The organism is Bacteroides stercorirosoris (assembly GCF_900142015.1).
GTDB lineage: Bacteria > Bacteroidota > Bacteroidia > Bacteroidales > Bacteroidaceae > Bacteroides > Bacteroides stercorirosoris.
This window is the reverse complement of record NZ_FQZN01000008.1, coordinates 176,182-196,009: the sequence shown is the minus strand read 5'-3', so window position 1 is coordinate 196,009 and position 19,828 is coordinate 176,182. Positions and strand designations below refer to the sequence as shown.

13 protein-coding genes are annotated in these 19,828 nt (G+C 45.6%); 7 read left to right on the top strand and 6 right to left on the bottom strand.

Annotated features, from left to right (window positions below):
- Window positions 1-68: 68 nt before the first annotated feature.
- On the bottom strand, window positions 69-1,979 hold the full coding sequence (locus tag BUC01_RS08140) for a RecQ family ATP-dependent DNA helicase (protein ID WP_073313311.1): 1,911 nt from the start codon (window positions 1,977-1,979) through the stop codon (window positions 69-71).
- Window positions 1,980-2,076: 97 nt separating this feature from the next.
- Window positions 2,077-3,792 (bottom strand): single-stranded-DNA-specific exonuclease RecJ, encoded by a 1,716-nt coding sequence (gene recJ, locus BUC01_RS08135; protein ID WP_073313290.1) that lies wholly within the window; start codon window positions 3,790-3,792, stop codon window positions 2,077-2,079.
- A gap of 213 nt (window positions 3,793-4,005) precedes the next feature.
- On the opposite strand from recJ, the gene yaaA reads away from it, so the two are divergent.
- Window positions 4,006-4,770 carry a peroxide stress protein YaaA gene (yaaA, locus tag BUC01_RS08130; protein ID WP_025835013.1) on the top strand — a complete coding sequence of 255 codons (765 nt, stop codon included), beginning with the start codon at window positions 4,006-4,008 and terminating at the stop codon, window positions 4,768-4,770.
- Here yaaA and aat read toward each other — a convergent pair.
- The 3 genes from aat to BUC01_RS08115 are packed head-to-tail and all read right to left on the bottom strand — an operon-like array spanning window position 4,767 to window position 7,967.
- Complete coding sequence (gene aat / locus BUC01_RS08125) at window positions 4,767-5,408, bottom strand: leucyl/phenylalanyl-tRNA--protein transferase (RefSeq protein ID WP_025835011.1); 642 nt, start codon at window positions 5,406-5,408, stop codon at window positions 4,767-4,769. The genes yaaA and aat overlap by 4 nt on opposite strands.
- A 4-nt stretch (window positions 5,409-5,412) precedes the next feature.
- On the bottom strand, window positions 5,413-7,641 hold the full coding sequence (locus tag BUC01_RS08120) for an AAA family ATPase (protein ID WP_025835009.1): 2,229 nt from the start codon (window positions 7,639-7,641) through the stop codon (window positions 5,413-5,415).
- 17 nt (window positions 7,642-7,658) lie between these two features.
- The gene (locus BUC01_RS08115) at window positions 7,659-7,967 is read right to left on the bottom strand and encodes an ATP-dependent Clp protease adaptor ClpS (RefSeq protein ID WP_025835007.1); all 309 of its coding nucleotides are present in this window, start codon (window positions 7,965-7,967) and stop codon (window positions 7,659-7,661) included.
- 898 nt (window positions 7,968-8,865) lie between these two features.
- On the opposite strand from BUC01_RS08115, the gene BUC01_RS08110 reads away from it, so the two are divergent.
- The 6 genes from BUC01_RS08110 (at window position 8,866) to BUC01_RS08085 (ending at window position 19,303) form a co-directional block, all read left to right on the top strand.
- Window positions 8,866-12,018, top strand: a complete 3,153-nt coding sequence (locus tag BUC01_RS08110) for a SusC/RagA family TonB-linked outer membrane protein (protein WP_073313288.1) — start codon at window positions 8,866-8,868, stop codon at window positions 12,016-12,018.
- A gap of 12 nt (window positions 12,019-12,030) precedes the next feature.
- On the top strand, window positions 12,031-13,707 hold the full coding sequence (locus BUC01_RS08105) for a RagB/SusD family nutrient uptake outer membrane protein (RefSeq protein WP_025834227.1): 1,677 nt from the start codon (window positions 12,031-12,033) through the stop codon (window positions 13,705-13,707).
- A 20-nt stretch (window positions 13,708-13,727) separates the two neighbouring features.
- The gene (locus BUC01_RS08100) at window positions 13,728-14,543 is read left to right on the top strand and encodes a hypothetical protein (protein WP_073313308.1); all 816 of its coding nucleotides are present in this window, start codon (window positions 13,728-13,730) and stop codon (window positions 14,541-14,543) included.
- 88 nt (window positions 14,544-14,631) lie between these two features.
- The gene (locus BUC01_RS08095; RefSeq protein ID WP_073313286.1) at window positions 14,632-15,465 is read left to right on the top strand and encodes an ROK family protein; all 834 of its coding nucleotides are present in this window, start codon (window positions 14,632-14,634) and stop codon (window positions 15,463-15,465) included.
- Window positions 15,466-15,488: 23 nt separating this feature from the next.
- The gene (locus BUC01_RS08090; RefSeq protein ID WP_073313284.1) at window positions 15,489-18,122 is read left to right on the top strand and encodes a glycoside hydrolase family 2 protein; all 2,634 of its coding nucleotides are present in this window, start codon (window positions 15,489-15,491) and stop codon (window positions 18,120-18,122) included.
- A gap of 20 nt (window positions 18,123-18,142) precedes the next feature.
- Complete coding sequence (locus BUC01_RS08085) at window positions 18,143-19,303, top strand: DNA-binding transcriptional regulator (protein ID WP_073313282.1); 1,161 nt, start codon at window positions 18,143-18,145, stop codon at window positions 19,301-19,303.
- Window positions 19,304-19,315: 12 nt separating this feature from the next.
- Here BUC01_RS08085 and BUC01_RS08080 read toward each other — a convergent pair whose 3' ends face one another.
- Window positions 19,316-19,750 carry an acyl-CoA thioesterase gene (locus BUC01_RS08080; RefSeq protein ID WP_025834222.1) on the bottom strand — a complete coding sequence of 145 codons (435 nt, stop codon included), beginning with the start codon at window positions 19,748-19,750 and terminating at the stop codon, window positions 19,316-19,318.
- Window positions 19,751-19,828 lie beyond the last annotated feature (78 nt).

Sequence of the window (19,828 nt, the reverse complement as noted above, 5' to 3'; positions counted from 1 at the left end):
CAACGCTCGTAGGGGCGAAAAATCTTTCGCCCGCGAACATAGCACAGCAACTTGTAGTTAGTCACTCGTTACTTCCGCCCTTTTCTTTCCGTTTGAAGTATTCCATTTACAGAAGTTATACGCTCTTCTTCCAATAGTTGGCGTACAGCTCCAGTCAGAAGCTCTTTGTCCGCCGCTATTTGTTCGGCAAGCTCTGCCGGAGTGGCTGATTGCTCTGCAAGAACTTGAAGTACTTTATTGCATAACTCTTCTCTTGATATTTCTTGTGGCACTTCTTCCGCCCGGTGGCTGAGGCAGATATCGCATATTCCGCAATTATGTTCGTTCTTCTCGCCGAAATATCGTAATAGCATGCGGCTGCGGCAAACCGTGTCGGTTGTCACATAATCCACCATTGCTCCGATCCGGGCTTCGTATCGCTCTTTGCGATCTTCGTATACCATACGTGATATTTGCAGTTGCTGAATGTCTATGCGCTCACGTGTATATATAATATAAGGTGTCTTTTTATGGGGAATGTAGTGGATGATGTGCATCTTAGACAAGCGCATCAGCATATCGTATACCCGTTGCCGGGTCAGTCCGCTACGTACAGCGAGCGTATTTTCGTTGATAAAGATGTAATCGGTAAATACACCGGTATAGGAGCGCAATACAACTTGGATAAGCCTATCCATATCCTCTCCTAATTCCCGTAACTTATATAGTTCGTCACGGCGAACGGTGAAATAGAGGCGGGAGGCATTGTCCTGTTCATCGGTATATTCCAGATATCCTGCTTGCGTCAGAATCTTCAATGCGCTGTCGGCAGGCACGGGGAAGTACTTGAACTTCCGGCAGAAATCTTCCAGACTGAACTCTCTGACACATCCCATACCATCCCCCATAGCCATCTGATAGTAGTATTGCAGATGCTCATATACCTGCTTGATGTAGTCTTTCTCCGGGAAAGTATCCGGAATACGTTTATGGAGAGTAATCTTATCTGATTTTGCATACAGGATAACGGCGTATGCCTTGTTACCGTCACGTCCGGCGCGCCCTGCTTCCTGAAAATAGGCTTCGATGGAGTCGGGCAGGTCGAGGTGGATAACGATACGCACATCCGGTTTGTCAATTCCCATGCCGAACGCATTGGTGGCAACCATTACCCGGCTTTCACCCGTTTGCCAGCGGTGCTGACGTACGTCTTTGGTGGCATCATCCAGACCGGCATGGTAAAAGTCGGCGGTGATGTCTTCATGGATTAAGAGTTCGGTGATTTCTTTGGTCCGGCGGCGGTTGCGTACATAGACAATGGCACTGCCGGGCATACGGCGCAGGATATGCAGCAATTCTCCGGTTTTGTTTTCCGTCTTGCGGACTATATAAGCGAGGTTCTTGCGCTCGAAACTCATGCGGAAAACATTCTCTTTCCTGAAACACAGGCGTTCCTGAATGTCTTTCACTACTTCCGGTGTGGCGGTTGCGGTGAGTGCCAGCACAGGGACACCCGGCAGTAAATCGCGTATTTCGGCAATTTTCAGATAGGCAGGACGGAAGTCGTATCCCCATTGCGAGATACAGTGGCTTTCGTCTACGGTAATCATGCTGATATTCATTTTCCGTAATTTGGTTCGGAAAATTTCAGTATCCAGCCGTTCGGGAGATATATACAGGAATTTATAGTTGCCGAAGATGCAGTTCTCCAGAGTGGTGACAATCTCCTGCCGGGACATTCCGGAATAGATGGAAAGTGCTTTTATACCTCGTTTCCTCAGGTTCTGCACCTGGTCTTTCATCAGGGAAATCAAGGGAGTGACAACCAGACAAAGTCCTTCTTTGGCGAGTGCAGGTACTTGAAATGTGATGGACTTGCCACCACCCGTAGGCATCAGCCCCAATGTGTCTTTGCCCTCGCCAATACTGTTGATGATATCTTCCTGTATGCCACGGAAGTTATCATATCCCCAATATTGTTTTAAGATTTCCTTGTACATAGAAATGAAGAATGAAGAATGAGAAATGAAGAATGAAGAATTGGCTGCGCAATTGTGCCGCATGGTAATTCTTCATTTTTCATTTCTCATTCTTCATTTAATTAGGTTTAATATCCTCTATCTGCAATTGGACTTCCCCGCGTTTATGAGTATTTTCTTCGATGGTGTAGCAGATGTCAAACGAACGTTTGGTTTTGATGAAACGCACGTGTGAGCTCTGTCCGAAGGCAATTCCGTTCATTACATTATTGGATTTATTATCCACCAGTTCCAGTTTGATATGTTCCTGGTCGCGCCCCACTACCTTACTTGTACCGTAATCATACACATTGTGCGTGCAGAATACCGGTTTCGGATTGTCCGGACCATAAGGGTTGAATTTCTTCAGATCGCTGAAGAATTTCGGGCTGATGTCCCTGAAGTCTATCTCCGCATCGATATTGATGAGGGCACTGGTCTGTTCGGGGAGAATATTCTGTGAAACGAACTCTTCAAAACGTTCGGTAAAGGCATTGACGTTTTCCACTTTCATGGACAGTCCGGCGGCGTATGTGTGTCCGCCAAAGTTTTCCAGCAGGTCGCGGCAATACTCAATGGCTTTGTACACGTCGAAACCGGATACGGAACGGGCAGAGCCAGTTGCCATATCATCCGTGCGTGTCAGTACTACGGCGGGGCGGTAATAAATTTCCGTCAGGCGGGAAGCGACGATACCGATAACCCCTTTATGCCAGTCTTCGTTATACAGCACGATAGAGCGGCGGTCGGCAAGTCCGTCCAGTTCGGCCACAATATTGTTGGCTTCTTCGGTCATGCTCTTGTCAAGGTCCTTACGGGTTTCGTTGTATTGGTTGATTTGGTTGGCCTTTTCCAAAGCTATGGAGAAGTCCTTTTCGGTCAGTAGGTCAACGGCTTCTTTTCCGTTCTGGATGCGGCCGGAGGCATTGATACGCGGTCCTATCTTGAACACGATATCGCTGACGGTAATATCCTTCTCAGTGAGTCCGCATACGTCGATAATCGCTTTCAGGCCTACACTGGGATTGCTGTTCAATTGTTTCAAACCGTGGAAAGCAAGTATCCGGTTCTCGCCCATGATGGGAACGATGTCCGAGGCGATGCTCACGGCAACCAGGTCGAGCAGCGGGATAAGGTGGTGGAATTCGATACCGTTGCTGATGGCGAATGCCTGCATAAACTTAAATCCTACGCCGCAACCGGAAAGGTGCTCGTAAGGATACGTATTGTCCAGACGTTTGGCATTTAGTATAGCGGCGGCCGGAGGCAGTACATCATCGGGTACATGATGGTCGCAAATGATGAAATCGATACCTTTTTCTTTGGCATACGTTATTTCCTCTACGGCTTTGATGCCGCAGTCCAGTACGATAATCAGCCCTACACCACTTTCAGCGGCATAGTCTACTCCTTTGGTAGACACCCCGTAACCTTCATTGTAGCGGTCGGGGATGTAATAGTCAATGTTCGAATAGAACTGTTGAATGAACTTGTAGACCAGGGATACCGCAGTAGTGCCATCTACATCATAATCTCCGTAAATCAGAATACGCTCTTTCTTTCCCATTGCCTTATTAAGGCGTTCCACGGCCAAGTCCATGTCTTTCATCAGAAATGGGTCGTGCAAGTCGGGCAATTGCGGGCGGAAAAACTTCTTGGCATCCTGTGCCTTCGTTATTCCCCGCTTCACCAATAATCCGCCAAGAATCGGGCTAATCCCTAATTCCTGGGCCAGTTTTTGGCTTGTCTCTGCCTGTTCGGGTGTAATGGGTTGATAATTCCATTTGTGGGTCATTTTATATATTGTTTTTTCTTTTTCTTGTCTCAGGGTTGGAATAGATTTCTTTTCGTTCGAAAAAGTCCGTACTCTCCAACAAGCTGTAAAGGTATGAAAAACTCTTGAAATGGAGGTGAATTCTATAGAAAAACTTTCCGAAATGGCGGTGGATATTAGAAATTACCTATTTATACTTATCTTTGTTTCCCGAAAACTTTAAAATGACGTGGTATGTTGACATTCATCTCTTGTGCCAAAACGATGGCGGCACGTACAACGGTGAAAGTGCCTGAAATGACAGTTCCTCATTTTCAGGCGGAAGCAGTGCAGAATGCGTTGGATATGGGGCAGTTCTCTGCCGCAGAATTGGAACGTTTGCTGCGGGTGAACTCTAAGATTGCCGCTGAGAACTACTTGCGTTATCAGGATTTCTTTTCGGAAGCCAATCGGCCGATGCCTGCTGTTTGCGCATATACCGGTGCCGTCTTCAAGCGTATATTGCCGAAAGATTTTTCAGCAGATGACTTCCATTATGCGCAAAATCATCTGCGCATCACCTCTTTTCTCTACGGACTGCTTCGCCCGCTGGATGGGATAAAGCCTTACCGGCTGGAAGGGGATGTACGCCTGCCGGAGAGGGGAGGAGTAACGATGTTTGATTATTGGAAACCGTTACTGACAGAGCGGTTTATAGCTGATATCAAGCAACAGGGCGGTGTACTTGTGAACCTTGCCAGCGGTGAGATGAAAGACCTGTTCGACTGGAAGCGGGTAGAGGAAGAAGTACGTGTCATTACACCCGACTTTCAGGTCCGGAAAGGCGGACAGTTGAAGACGATTGTCATCTATGCCAAGATGTGCCGCGGTGAAATGACGCGTTTCATCATCAGGAACCGCATAGAGCGTCCCGAAGATCTGAGAGCTTTTACGTGGGAAGGGTTTGCTTTCGATGAGAGCCGGAGTACGGATGACCATTTACAGTTTACGCTGGTTTAATCCTTCCGTAAGTATTCCATGTACTCTTCGTAGCTGATATATCTTCCGCCCATTGATTTCAGATGTGGCGTCTCGAACTGGCAATCGATCAGTTCCCCTCCATTTTCGCGGAAGACTTGCGCCAGGTAAATAAGGGCTAATTTGGATGCGTTGGGAACCAGTGAGAACATGCTTTCACCGAAGAAGCATCTTCCTAAGGTTACTCCGTATAATCCTCCCACCAGGCGTTCACCTTCCCATACTTCTACGCTTGCGGCAAAATTCTGTTCGTGCAGCCGTGTATAGGCAGCTATCATGTCTTCACCAAGCCAGGCACCTTCCATGTTCATTCTTTGCTCACCACAAGCGCGGATTACTTCGTGGAAAGCCTGGTTGACGCTGAGGTCGTATTCTCCTTTTCTGATAAATGTGCGCATGGAGTGGGAGATGTGGATTTCATCCGGGAAAATAACGAAACGCTCCATCGGGCACCACCATTGTATCACGCCCTCACGGAAAGCGTACCAGGGGAATATCCCGTTGGAGTAGGCAAGGATAAGGCGGTCGATGGAAAGGTCGCCGCCTACTGCCAGGAATCCGTCGGGCTCACCATAGTGCGGGTCGGGAAATGAAATTTCGTCAGTCAGTTGGAAAACCATGTTGCTATTTCGTTAAGATTTGTAGTTTTGAGCTTTCCTTCTCTACTTGTACGCAGGCTTTTCCGCCGGATTTCAAGCTTCCGAACAAAATTTCGCGCATCAGTAGCGGCTTCAGGTGTGAGGCTATTACACGGTCCATTTCGCGTGCACCGTATTCCGGCAGGAATCCCCGTTGCAGTAACCAGTCTCGGGCTTCGGGACTTAATTCCATTTCTACCTGGCGTGCCGCGAGCTTGCTGCTCAGTTCTCCGAGTTTCTTGTCGAGTATGAGCGAGGCCATTTCACGGCTCATATCGTGGAAGACGACTGTAGCCGATAAACGGTTGATGAACTCCGGCTTGAAAGTTTTCTTAACCTGTTTCAGCATGGCCTCTCCGGCTGTAATCTGGCTGCTGAATCCGATGGATGCCTGACGGGCATATTGGGCACCGGCATTTGAGGTCATGATAAGCACCACGTGGCGACAGTCGGCTTTCCGGCCTTTATTGTCGGTCAGCACGGCGTAGTCCATCACTTGCAGCAGGATGTTGAACACATCGGGATGGGCTTTCTCTATCTCGTCCAGTAACAGGACACAATGGGGAGTCTTGCGTATAGCATCGGTCAGTAATCCGCCGTCTTCATAACCTACGTAACCGGCAGGTGAACCGATCAACTTGGCCACGGTATGCTTTTCGGTATATTCGCTCATGTCGAAACGTTGCAGGGCGATGCCCAGTTCGGCGGCCAGCACTTTGGCAACTTCGGTTTTTCCTACCCCGGTAGGCCCTACAAAGAGGAGGCTTGCCAACGGCTTATTTTCATCCAGTAGTCCGGCTTTCGACATCTGTACGGCTTCCACTACTTGTCGGACGGCTTCTTCCTGTCCGTAAATTTTACTACTGATACGTGCATACAAGGTTTCGAGCGAAGCGGTATCTTCTTCTTTCATGGCAAGTGCATCTACTTTGCAGACGCGGGCCAGTACATCGGTTATCAAAGTTTTGTCCACGGTTTGCTCTTCGGAAGAGTTGGGATGGATCTCGCGCCAGGCTCCCGCTTCATCCACCAGGTCGATGGCTTTGTCGGGCAGGAAGCGGTCGTTGATATAGCGGGCACTTGCTTTTACTGCATAAGGGATGACGTCGGGTTGATAGGTCACACCGTGGAATGCTTCATATTTTGCTTTCAGACCCTCTACGATGTGGATGGTTTCTTCAATACTCGGTTCGAGTATGTCTATTTGCTGGAAACGGCGTACCAATCCTCTGCTGCGGGCAAAGTAACGATTGTATTCTTCGTAGGTGGTGGAACCGATGAAGCGGATGTCTCCTCTTTCCAGATAAGGTTTCAGCATATTGGAAGCGTCCATAGAACCGTCTCCGGTACGTCCGGCACCTATCAGATTGTGTATTTCGTCTATGTAGATAATGGCGTGGCCTTCGCTTCGCACACCTTCCATGATGGTCTTCAGGCGTTTTTCGAAATCACCCCGGTATTGTGTACCGGCCAGTAGGGTTCCTAAATCCAGTTCGTAGATGCGGCAACCCGAGAGTCGTTCGGGAACGTCGCCTGCTTCGATGCGTGCGGCCAGTCCGTAGGCGAGGGCGGTCTTGCCGACACCCGGTTCGCCCACATGCAGCGGGTTGTTCTTCTCTTTGCGGCAGAGTACCTGAATGGTCCGTTCCAGTTCGGCTTCGCGTCCGATAAGTGGATTGTGTGTTTCCAGACAATCGTTCAGGCAAGTTACGTAATTTCGCCAGGGCTCGCTCTTCTCCTGCGTGGCGGTTTGTTCATAGTCCATTTCTTCCGCTTCTTCGTATTGTGAAATAAGCGAACTGAGAAATTCCGGTAAGTCTTCTCCGAGAGTCTCTTTCAGGAAATGGGCTGCCCAGGACTCCTGCAACTGAAGCATTCCTTGTACCAAATGCGGGACATTCAGTTCCTCGGCACTCGAATAGTTCACCATCAGATAGGCGTGTTGTATGAGTTCGTTCAGTTGTGCTGAAACTTCCAATTCGTAGTCCACACCTTCGGGGATGCTCTCTAACTCTTCCGTGAAGTAATTCTCTAACGAGAGGGAAAGTTCCTCAACGTCACAGAAGAATTCTTGCAGGGCATTTAAAAAAGGAGGCTGTTCCAGAAATGCACTCAGTAAATGTTCGGGCATGATGAATTCGTGCCGGTAGGACAGTGCTTTTCTTTGTGCAGAGGAAAAAGCACTGCTCACATGTTCTGTATTTTGTATATCCATATCTTTTTCTGTTTTTTTTATTCTTCCTCCGGTGCGACGGTGAGCCGGAGCGGAAAACCTTCGCTGCGTGCCATGCGGGTGGCTTTTTGCACCTTCGATTGTGCAATGTCGTATGTATAGATGCCTACCACTGCCGATTGGCTCTTGTGTACCTGCATCATCAGCGCTTCTGCTTCTGCCGGTGATTTGTAAAACACGGTAGTAAGTATCTTCACGACAAATTCCATTGTAGTGAAGTCGTCGTTGTAGATTATCACTTTGAAGCGCCGCGGTTCGCGCAGACCGGTGCGCTCTTTTTCTTTGAAAGATGATTGTTGCTGTTCCATGATGGGGACAAAAGTATAAAAAAAGAGGCACATTGTCCTGCATACGTTCATCAAATATATATCGGAGACTAAGTGATTATCAAAATGACAAAATGTTATTCCCGATGTCTCACGTTTCTTTCTTTTGACGGGAAGGAGGAGACGGTGCGAAAGAACGCAGGGATTTTCTGTTTGAAAAATGCGAACTGATACTGAATGGAGGGGAAAATAGGACTTTAGATAGGTCTTCTTGCTTTGTTGAAACCTTATTGGCGGAATATTAAGGAGTTTTCTTGAAAAACGATTGTTTGCCTCGGTACGCCGTTTCCTTCGGGATAGAAAAATATCGTCTGCTTTTCGGAGAGGCTACACCCTTTTTTGTCGATGGTATTACCCTTTGGGACAAAAGGTATAGCCTTATGGTGCAAAAGGTGTAGCCTTGGCAAGTAAAAGATTGCTTGTTTTCGTAGAAAAGATGGTTTGTTTGGACTAAAAAGACCATGCGTTTACATAAAACAGACCATCTGTTACGTGCAAACAGATGGTCTGTTTCTTATAAACAAAGGTTTTAATCTTCCGGAAGTGCTTTTTGGCTTGAAGTGCCTGTTACTGATAATCAGAAAACATGAGCATTATGTGATATAATATGTCTGGTTACTATCACTTTGAATAGATAGGGTTTTAAAACCTTTACAGAATCTTGCAAGCATTCCCTTGATGGATAAATTGGACTAAAGAGAAAAAATAAATAGAAATCAGTGAAAGTCAGGTTTACGCAAAATGAAGACTTTCCTACGTAAAAGGAGTACAAAAAAAGTGAAGACTTGCCTACATTTGTCAATGTAAAAGACATCAGACTTATATAAGTCTCCGGATTAACCACCCGGAATAATATTATGAATCACTAAATTTGTATCTTATGCAATGGAAAAAGAACCAATCTGATTTGCAGAGAACTGTATCCGTCCGGATACCCTTTTTATCTGTATGTTTTTTGTTGCTTTGGGTTTGTATGGGCGTAGTGGCACAAACAAATTACAAAATCTCAGGTACGGTGGTTGCTGCCAAAGACGGTGAACCGCTGATCGGTGTAAATGTCCTTCAAAAGGGGACAACTAATGGAGTAGTTACGGATGTAGACGGAAATTTTACTTTGTCTGTTTCTCTACCATGTGAAATTTCTGTTACTTATGTAGGCTATCTGGGGCAATCAGTTAAAGTAAGCTCTGCTATGGCTCCCTTGAAAATAGCCTTGGAGGAAGACAGTGAGATGCTGGATGAAGTGGTGGTTGTGGGCTACGGAGTGCAGAAAAAGAAATTAGTCACCGGAGCCACTGTTCAGGTGAAAGGCGACAATATAGCCAAGCTGAACACAGTGAATGCTCTGGGAGCCCTTCAAAGCCAAACACCCGGTGTGAATATCACACAAAGTTCGGGTATGCCGGGAGAAGGTTTCAAAGTTACCATTCGTGGTTTGGGAACTACTGGATCGGCTTCACCTCTTTATATTATAGATGGTATGCCGGGCGGAGATATCAATAATCTGAATCCTGCCGATATTGAATCTCTTGATGTACTGAAAGATGCTGCCTCAGCGGCTATTTATGGTTCGCGTGCTGCCAATGGCGTAATCCTGGTGACTACAAAGCAAGGACGCATTGGCAAACCAGAGATTTCGTATGACGGATATTACGGTGTGCAGAACGTGTATCGTATGCCTGATGTGCTGAATGCACAAGAATTTGCCATGATTATGAGCGAGGCACGCATGATGGATGGTTTGCCCGATTACGACTATGCTTCGTTGGTTCCTGACTGGGAAGCAGTGAAGAACGGTACATGGAAGGGGACGAACTGGCTGGATGAATCACGTAATAAGAATGCTCCGATACAAAATCACGCTTTGAATATCACCGGAGGTACAGAACAGTCCGTTTACTCTATCGGCTTGGCATATACCAATCAGGAAGGTATTATCGGATCTCCGGCACAGCCTAAATATATCCGCTACACTGCGCGTGTCAATTCGGAACATACTTTGTATCGCAAGGGCAAACTGGATATCATCAAAGTAGGTGAGAACCTGACTTATTCTTATTCAGAGAGGAACGGTATCGCTATCGGTGATACTTGGAGTAATGATATCCGCAATATGTTGCATGCAAATCCTTTCTTGCCCAATAAAGACGAAAACGGTAATTTTCATTATGCCATTCCCTGGGAAATACGTGAGGCCAATCCTATCGGACAAATGTATTATGCAAATGGACAGAATATTGCTAAATCGCATGCGTTGCAGGGGAATATCTTTCTTACAATTCAACCGGTGACCGGACTGAAACTGAAGTCAAATTTCGGGTATTCGTTTTATGCCGATAATAGCCGTAGTTTTACTCCGGTTTATAAATTGGCAAGCAACACCTTTAGTGATAACAATAGTGTGACTCAGGAAATGTCTATGGGTGGCAATATTATGTGGGAGAATACGGTGACTTATGATTTTAAACTGAACAATCATAGTTTCGGTGTATTATTAGGCCAGTCCATTGAAAAGCATGGATTGGGAGATACGATAGGCGGAAGTAATATAAATTCTATTTTCGATGATTTCAAACATGCCTATCTGAGCAACACTCCAACCATAACCAACCGTACCAGTCTTCATGGTTATCCCTGGGGTAAAGAGTCGCTGGCTTCTTTCTTTGGCAGGGTGAATTATGATTATGCCAACAAATATATGGCTACCGCGGTGTTACGTATCGACGGTTCTTCTAAATTCGCACGCGGGCATCGTTGGGGATATTTCCCATCCGTATCGGCCGGCTGGGCCATTTCGGAGGAAGCTTTCATGGAGTCCACTAAATCCTGGATGGATTTTCTGAAGATACGCGCCAGTTGGGGACAGAATGGTAATCAGGATATTGATGGCTTCCAGTACCTTTCAACCATTGCATTTGGCGGGGCTGATTATACGTTCGGACCGGATAAGACGGTGCTGACATCCGGAGGTTATCCTGATATTCTGGCAAATCCGGATGTGACCTGGGAAACTTCCGAACAGTTGGATTTTGGTTTGGATGCACGTTTCCTGAACAATCGTTTGGGGGTAAACTTCGACTATTATATTAAAGATACGAAGGACTGGCTGCTTGTTGCGCCGATGTTGGACTCATTCGGGACGGGTGCTCCGTTTGTGAATGGCGGTGATGTGCGCAATCAAGGCTATGAAATATCATTGAACTGGAACGACCATATCTCTGATTTTGAATACAGCGCTATCCTTAACCTGGCACATAATAAGAATAAGGTGACCCGTATAGCCAATGCAGAGGGCATTATTCATGGCGATCCGGATGTATTAAGTAATCAGACTACGGAAATGTATCGTGCGCAAGTAGGTTATCCCATCGGATATTTCTATGGCTATTCTACTGCGGGAATCTTTCAGTCCGAAGAACAGATTGCCAATTATAAAGGCGCCAAACTGGACGGCACAAAACCGGGTGATGTAATCTGGGTGGACCGTGACCATAACGGGGTTATCGATGATGGCGACCAGGATATGATAGGCGATCCTAATCCCGATTATAATCTGGGATTGAGTTTGAGCGCATCCTATAAGGGATTCGATATCAGTATGACTATGAATGGTGCTTTCGGTAATCAGATCATGAAGTCCTATCGCTCGTATGTGGACTATACCCGTCAAAACTATACGTCTGATATCTTCGGTCGTTGGCATGGTGAAGGTACGTCAGACAGACTGCCCCGTCTGACATCAGGTACTCACTCCAACTGGCAGTACGTTTCGGAACTTTATATGGAAGATGGGGATTATCTTCGTATGCAGAACCTGACAATAGGTTATGACTTCAAGAAATTATTTAAGAATCTGCCGTTGAAGCAACTCCGTTTGTATGTGGCGGCACAGAATCTGTTCACCATAACCGGCTACTCGGGAATGGATCCGGAAGTGGGCTATGGTGGCTATCAGGATTGGGTGTCCGGCATTGATTTGGGTTTCTATCCCAGCCCGAGAACCTATATGGTAGGTGTGAATATTAAATTTTAAAGGAGAAGTAGTATGAAAAAAATATGGATATTTTCGATAGTAGCCCTTTTCTTTGCGGGCTGTGAAGGATTTTTGGATAGTGAAAATCTGACGAAGAAAGATAACTCCAATTTTCCTAAAAACTCTGGAGATGCGGAAACTGCACTGACAGGTGTATATGCGTTGCTCCGTGAAATGACTCCGGGAGAAGATGGACAAAGTTTCTTTCTGACAGCTGAGTTGCTTTCTGATGATCGTTTTGGAGGCGGCGGACCGGATGACCGGCGTATGCATGCAGTAGACAGGTTGAAGAAAGTTGATGAGAATATGTTTGCTGATGTTTGGAAACAGGATTACCGTGCTATCTATCGCAGTAATATGTTGTTGAGTTCATTGGACGGTATCAGTTGGGAGAGCCAGGAGGTTCGTGACAAGATTGAAGGGCAGGCCTGCTTCCTGCGTGCTTATTTTTATTTCGATTTATGTCGTCTGTTCGGTACTGTTCCTTTGCTTATAACTTCTGAACCGACGAATATTCCACGGGCATCGGCGGAAGAACTGTATGCGCAGATTGCATCTGATTTGAAAACCGCTATTGAGAAGTTGCCTTCCGTCAAGTATAGTCCCGCCAATAGTTCGGAGTTGGGGCGTGCTACCAAATGGGCGGCAGAAGCTTTATTGGCACGGGTTTATTTGTTTTATACCGGTTATTATCAAAAGGAAAGTATACCGTTGCCGGATAATGGTTCGTTGTCAAAGGCGGATGTTATTAACTATCTGGATGATTGCATAAACAACAGCGGGCATGACCTGATTAGTGATTTCAGGAACTTGTGGCCTTACAGTAATGTTCATACCAAAAAGGATTATAAATATGCTCAGGATAATGATTTGAACTGGGTAGGAGAAGATGGAGCCAATGTAGAAACAGTTTTCGCTATTCGTTATTCGGCGAAAGCTACTTGGGATAATCCGTGGTATAATAATGAGGTTTGTCTGTATTCGTCTCCCCGCGAACCGGCGAGCTTGGATGATATTTTTCCTTTCGGCATAGGCTGGGGGATAGGAACAGTGAACTCAAAGCTGTGGGAATCGTGGCCTTCTAAGGACATTCGCCGTGAAGCTTCTATTATGAGTGTGGAGAAGGAAATGCCTGATTATGGCTGGGGATGTGATAAGCAGATGAACGAAACCGGTTATTGGCAGAAGAAGTATATGGCTATCAATGCTTATAACGAGGATGGAGAGAGTGTGAACTATAGCCGTATTCTCTATCCTGGGATTGATCCGGATTATCAGTTGAATAATACGCAGGATTTGGTAATCATCCGTTTTGCTGATGTCTTGTTGATGGCTGCCGAACTGAAACGTGATGCAGCTCCTATGAATCGAGTACGTGCGAGAGCCGGACTGGAAGCTGTGGCTTACTCGGATGAAGCTCTGCGTAATGAACGCCATTGGGAACTTGCTTTCGAGGGTTTACGCTATTATGATTTGCTTCGTTGGGGAATTGCCGGAGAAGTTCTGAGTCAGCAAAATGGTGTGAAAGTTTTGGATAATATGGTTGAAACCCGCATGGATATGGGGGATATAGCACAACGCCTTCAGGCTACAAAAGGATTGATGCCGTTGCCTAAGACGCAGATTGATTTGTCGGCTGGAGTATTGGAACAAAATCCGGGTTGGGGAAATGAGAGTAATATGAATTAATGATTTTAAAATATTCGGATATGAAAAATATAGCGATAGGAATTTTATCGATATGGCTGCTGGTAGCATGCGATCCGGTGGTTGACAATAAAGAAATGGGTGGTGTGGTCAGTGAGAGTGAACTGAAGCTGGATGTACACGCCACTACGGAAGGCGGCAATGAGATTGTCATGACGAATAATACGCCCGGTGTAGGCAGTTATTGGGATCATATTACAGGCATTTCCACCAAGCAAACCGTTACGGCTGCGTTGCCATTTCTGGGTGAACAGACGATCAAGTTCATCGGTTTCTGTGATGGTGGACAGGTAGCTACCACCCGTACGGTTACTATTACTAAGATAGACCATCCTGTAGCCAAAGAATGGGCTTTCTTCGCCGGTTCCGGAACGAATGGGAAAGCATGGGTCTGGAATCTGGAAGACTATGATGCTGTGTATGGTACAGGTGGCTGGCTGACTGAGTTTGAGCCGAGTTGGGATGTTACGCCTGTCGAAGAGTTGGAGGACCTGGATTGTGAGCTGATGTTCGACCTTAATGGCGGACCGAATCTGAGTAAGATAGATGCAGATGGTAATGTGCTGGAGAAAGGAACATTTTCCTTTGATATGTCAGTGGTCAAGACCAATCCTGACAATGGAGAACAGTGGTCTCTCGGTCAGTTAAAACTGACGGGAGTCTCGGTATTGAGCGGACATGCTTTTTACGATGAATCCAATACGATTACTACCTTTGAGATTCTGGAATTAACGGATGATACAATGGTGTTATGCTGGAATCCTTCGGATGCAGAAGCATGGACCGATGCTACATTCTGGTGCTTTAGAAAGAAATAACTTTAACACGTAAAAGATAGACGGAATGTAGAGAACTCCCCCCTTTGATGTTCTCTGCTTCCGCTTTCTTGAATATAAATTATAGGAAATGAAAATAGGTATAGATTTAGGAGGAACCAACATGCGCGTTGGTTTAGTGGAAAACGGTTCTTTAGTAAGAAAAGAAGTTGTATCTTGCCCCGCTAAAGCAACGTATGAGGAAGTGTTAGCCCGGTTGGAGAGTTTGATAAACCTGATGATGTGTCCGGAAGTGAAAGGCATAGGTGTGGGAGTTCCTTCGGTTGTCGACTCAGAGGAAGGTGTCGTATATAATGTAGCGAATATTCCTTCCTGGAAGGAGGTTCCGTTGAAGCGATTGCTGGAAGAACGTTTTTCGGTTCCGGCTTATATCAATAACGATTCTAATTGCTTTGCGCTGGGGGTGAAACTTTTCGGCGAAGGGAGGCGGTACCGGAATTTAGTGGGAATGACAATCGGCACAGGTATCGGTACGGGAATCATTATAAATGGCGAACTCTATTGCGGGCAGAATACCGGTGCGGGAGAAGTGGGATCCTTACCCTATCTTTCCTATGATTTTGAACATTATTGCAGTAGCGGATTTTTTGTCAGGTATCATAACCTGACTGGTAAGGAAGCTGCGGAAAGAGCGGCAACGGGAGATACGAAATCTTTGGAAGTCTGGGATGAGTTTGGTTCTCATATAGGTGAATTGATGAAAGCTGTACTGTTTACGTACGATCCCGAAGCCATTGTGATAGGTGGAGGTATAGCGTCTGCATTTGCTTTCTATCAACATGCCATGTATAAGGCTATGCAGACATTTCCTTATGCAGAAACGGTGAAGCGGGTGAAGGTTTTTGTTACTGAGGTGGAAGATGTGGCACTGTTGGGTGCATCCGCTTTAGTAGGAAGTCATTAAAAATAATTTAGAGTTAAGAGTATATGAAAAGTAATTTGATTAAATCGTTGACTTTGTTCGGTTGTCTTGCAATGACGCTGTCTTCGTGCGAAAAAAGTGACTTGTCTGCGGGTGATTCACTGCTTTCGGATGGATGGAAGGTTCAGTCTTCGGCTAAGATATCCTCTTCGGGCGAAGAAATTTCCTCCTCTCAGGTGAAAACAGATGAGTGGTATGATGCAATAGTACCTTCTACAGTGATGGGTACATTAATCCGGAATGGGATTTATACGGATGTACTGGAAGGGATGAACTATGAAAATATCGATAAATCTCTTTTTGATACTACATGGTGGTATCGGACTGAATTTGAATTGCCGCGTCTGGCGAAAGGACAACATGCTTCGCTGATGTTCGATGGTGTCAGTTATGCCGCTAATATCTGGTTGAACGGGAAGCAAATTGCTGCTCGTGATTCTGTGTATGGAACTTTCCGTCGTCACAGACTGGATATAACGGAAGTGGCTCAGGAGAAGAATATATTGGCTGTGGAAGTATTCAGAGCGCAACCCGGAGAGCCGAATATAGGCTTTGTGGATTGGAATCCGCGTCCGGCAGATGAGAGTATGGGTATCTTTCGGGAAGTACGTATACTGATGAACAATGAGGTGAGTATGGAAAATTCCGTAGTACACTCTAAAGTAAACACGGAAACGTTGGACGAGGCTTGGTTGACAGTAGAAACTCAGTTGACGAATGAATCTGATCAAACCGTGACGGGACAACTGACCGGAACACTGGAAGGAAAGACGTTCTGCATCCCGGTATCACTTGCTGCCAAAGAATCGAAAAGGGTGAAAGTAACCTCGGAAGAAGCGGATTTATTACATTTAAAGAATCCGCGCATTTGGTGGTGTCATAATATGGGTAATCCGGAAATGTACAGTATGGATCTGGCTTTCGAGATAGATGGTAAGACGTCAGACAAGGAAACCGTAGACTTCGGTGTGCGTGAGATAAAGGACTATTTTACAGAAGAAGGATATCGTGGATTTTTGTTGAATGGCAAAAAAGTGTTGGTGAGAAGTGCCGGTTGGACGGATGATATTTTCCTGCGGGATACGCCTGCCACTAATGAGATACAGGTTCAGTATGTACGTGATATGAATCTGAACTCTATCCGGTTTGAGAATATTTGGGGAACTTCTCAGAGTGTGTATGATTTGTGTGACCGCTATGGCTTATTGGTGTTGGTAGGGTGGAGCTGTCATTGGGAATGGGATAATTATCTTGGTTCTCCGTGTGATGAGTTTGGTGGAATCAAGTCTGAGGCAGACATGGATCTGATAGCCCGTTCACTGAATGACCAGGTACTTTGGTTACGCAATCATCCGTCCATTATTGCATGGTTTGTGGGCAGTGATATGATTCCGCGTCCCGAGTTGGAGAAACGTTACCAGGCTTACCTGTCTCAGACAGATGATCGTCCTTACATAGGAGCGGCTAAAGAGCTGACCAGTGAAGTGACGGGAGCTACCGGCATGAAAATGGCGGGTCCGTATGATTATGTTGCTCCCGGCTATTGGTATTCGGAAGAAGCGCCGGGTGGGGCGTTCGGATTTAATACAGAAACAGGAATCGGGGCACAATTGCCCGTAATAGAGTCACTACGCAGGATGATTCCGTCTGATAAACTTTGGCCGGCGGGTAAAGAGTGGGATTATCATTGCACGGTTTCCGATGCGGCCATGAATTCTCTGGAAGTTCTGAAAGAGAGTATTACTGCCCGCTATGGTGAGGCTAAAGATCTGAATGATTTTCTTCTGAAAGCAGATTGGCTGAACTATGAAGGTACACGTACTATGTTCGAGGCATTTCGTGTAAATATTCCCCGTGCCACGGGCATTGTGCAATGGATGCTTAATTCTGCTTGGCCTTCCTTGTACTGGCAGTTATACGATCATTATCTGATTCCGACTGCTGCATATTATTCTGTGAAGAAATCCAATACTCCGCAACAATTGATATATCATTATGGTCGGAATGTAGTTTATGCAGTAAATGAAGGTGCGGAAACGGTCCGGATGCGGGGAATGATGTCTTTGTACGGTCTTGATGGTAAAATATCGGCGCAGCAAGCCACAGACTTGGAGGTTGCTCCTTATACGGTGGTGAAGGCTTTTGACGTTCCGGTAGTAAAAGACAATGCTTTTTTATATTTGCAATTGAATGATAAAGAGGGTGATCTCATGATTGATAACTTCTATTGTCTTTCGGCCACGCAGGATGTGAATGATTGGGTAAATACAGATTGGATACGGACTCCGGTTAAGAAGTCAGCCGATTTTACCGGACTGGCAACTATGCCCCGGGCAAACTGTGATATGAATGCCATAGTCAGGCAAGAGAAAGATAATGCGATAGTTGAAGTCACACTTGAAAATGCTTCGACGGCATTAGCATTCTTTATTCGTCTTTCACTGAAAAATGAAAAGGGAGAACTGCTTTATCCGGTATTCTGGGAGGATAATTATTTATCTGTAATCCCCGGGGGAAAACGGACTTTGAAATGTGTTGTGCCACAATCAGTAGCTCAGGCAAAGTCTGTGACTTTGACAATTTCCGGCTGGAATGTACCGGAGAAAAAGATGGAACTCTCTTTGGGGAACACGAAATAAGTGAGTAACTTGCGGGCACTATGATTAGATTAATTCTTTTGACAGATTTTACCGAAGCTTTTGCCCACAATCTATTAAGGGGGATTCTGGAATACTCCAAGGAGCGCGAACCTTGGGTGGTATGCCGGATGCCCCCTTCTTATAAACAGGCTCATGGCATTCCCGGAGTGTTGAAATGGGCCAAAAAGTGGCAGGCAGATGCTATTATTGCCCAGTTTGATGATAGCGATGATGTGGAGTTATTCCGGGAGAATGGAATCATCGCATTGGCTCAGGATTTCAAGTCTCGCTTTTCGACTATTCCCAATATTACAAGCGAATATAAGTTGACCGGGCGGATGGCTGCTGATTTTTTTCTGCAAAAAGGGTTTCGTAATTTTGCGTTTTATGGCTATGAGAATGTGGTCTGGTCAGAAGAACGTTGTCTGGGGTTTCGGGATAGAATCACAGAGAAGGGGTTTGGGGATAATTTCTTTGAATACCAGAAACAACCTTTGGAAAACTTGTGGTATTATGAATCCGAACCGTTAGCAAGCTGGATTAAGTCTTTGCCGCATCCGCTGGCATTGATGGCCTGCGATGATACACAAGGAAATAAGATTATGGAAGTTTGCAGGGTGCTGGGCATCAAGATTCCTGAAGAAATAGCGGTTTTGGGGGTGGATAATGATGAGATTATCTGTAGTTTGTCCGATCCTCCTTTGTCCAGTGTGAACCTGAATATAGCGAAAGGAGGATATGAAGCTGCCGAATTGATAGAAAGGTTGATACGGGATAAAGAAGTTTCTTGCGAAGATGTGGTTATACATCCTACAAGCATAGTGAACCGGCTCTCGACTGATATTTATTCTACCGGTGATCCCTATATCCTGATTGCTCTGAAATATATACATCAGAATCTGGCTGCCAAGCTTACGGTAGAAGATATTGTGCGCCAAGTTCCCTTGTCCAGAAGATTGTTGGAGATACACTTCAAGCAAGTCACCGGAAGTTCTATCTACCAGTATATTTTTAATTTACGCATGGAGCGTTTTTCCCAATTATTGTTGGAGGGTAACGAACCTATTGCAGATATTGCTATGTCAGTGGGGTTATCCGATTATAAGAACCTGTCTCGTCAGTTTAAGTTGTGGAAAGAATGTTCACCCGCTGAATACCGGAAGATTCACCGGGTGAAGTGATGAGGAAATCCTTTATTTCTTCTTTCTCAAATCTCTCCCTTCATATTTACAGATTGCCTGAATCCATTCCTCTTCCAGTGGCTTGGATTCATGTTTTTCAAGATTGAAAGCAACCATGATGGAGGTGCAAACGCATTTGACTTCCTTTGTTTCCGTGTCGATCACCCGCTGGGCGAGGTGAAAACTTTTAGTTCCGATTTCCGTAACGGCAGTTTGTACGGCAATGTGGTCCGAACCGTAAATCTGTGCAAGGAAGTTCGCTTCGATGTGTACAACGACGATACCGTCTCTTTCCCAATCGACATCCGGACACACAGAAGCAAAGTACTCGGTTTTTCCCAAATCATAGAAAGAGAAGTAAACCGTATTGTTCACGTGGCCGAACTTATCGACATCATTAAATCGTAGTTGTATGGGCAGGGTGTGGTTAAATTGAATTTCTTCCATTGTTTTCTCTTAAACTTTTCTATTAATCCGTGCAAAAATAGTACTTTTGCGTGTTAATCACTGTATTTATACACCAAG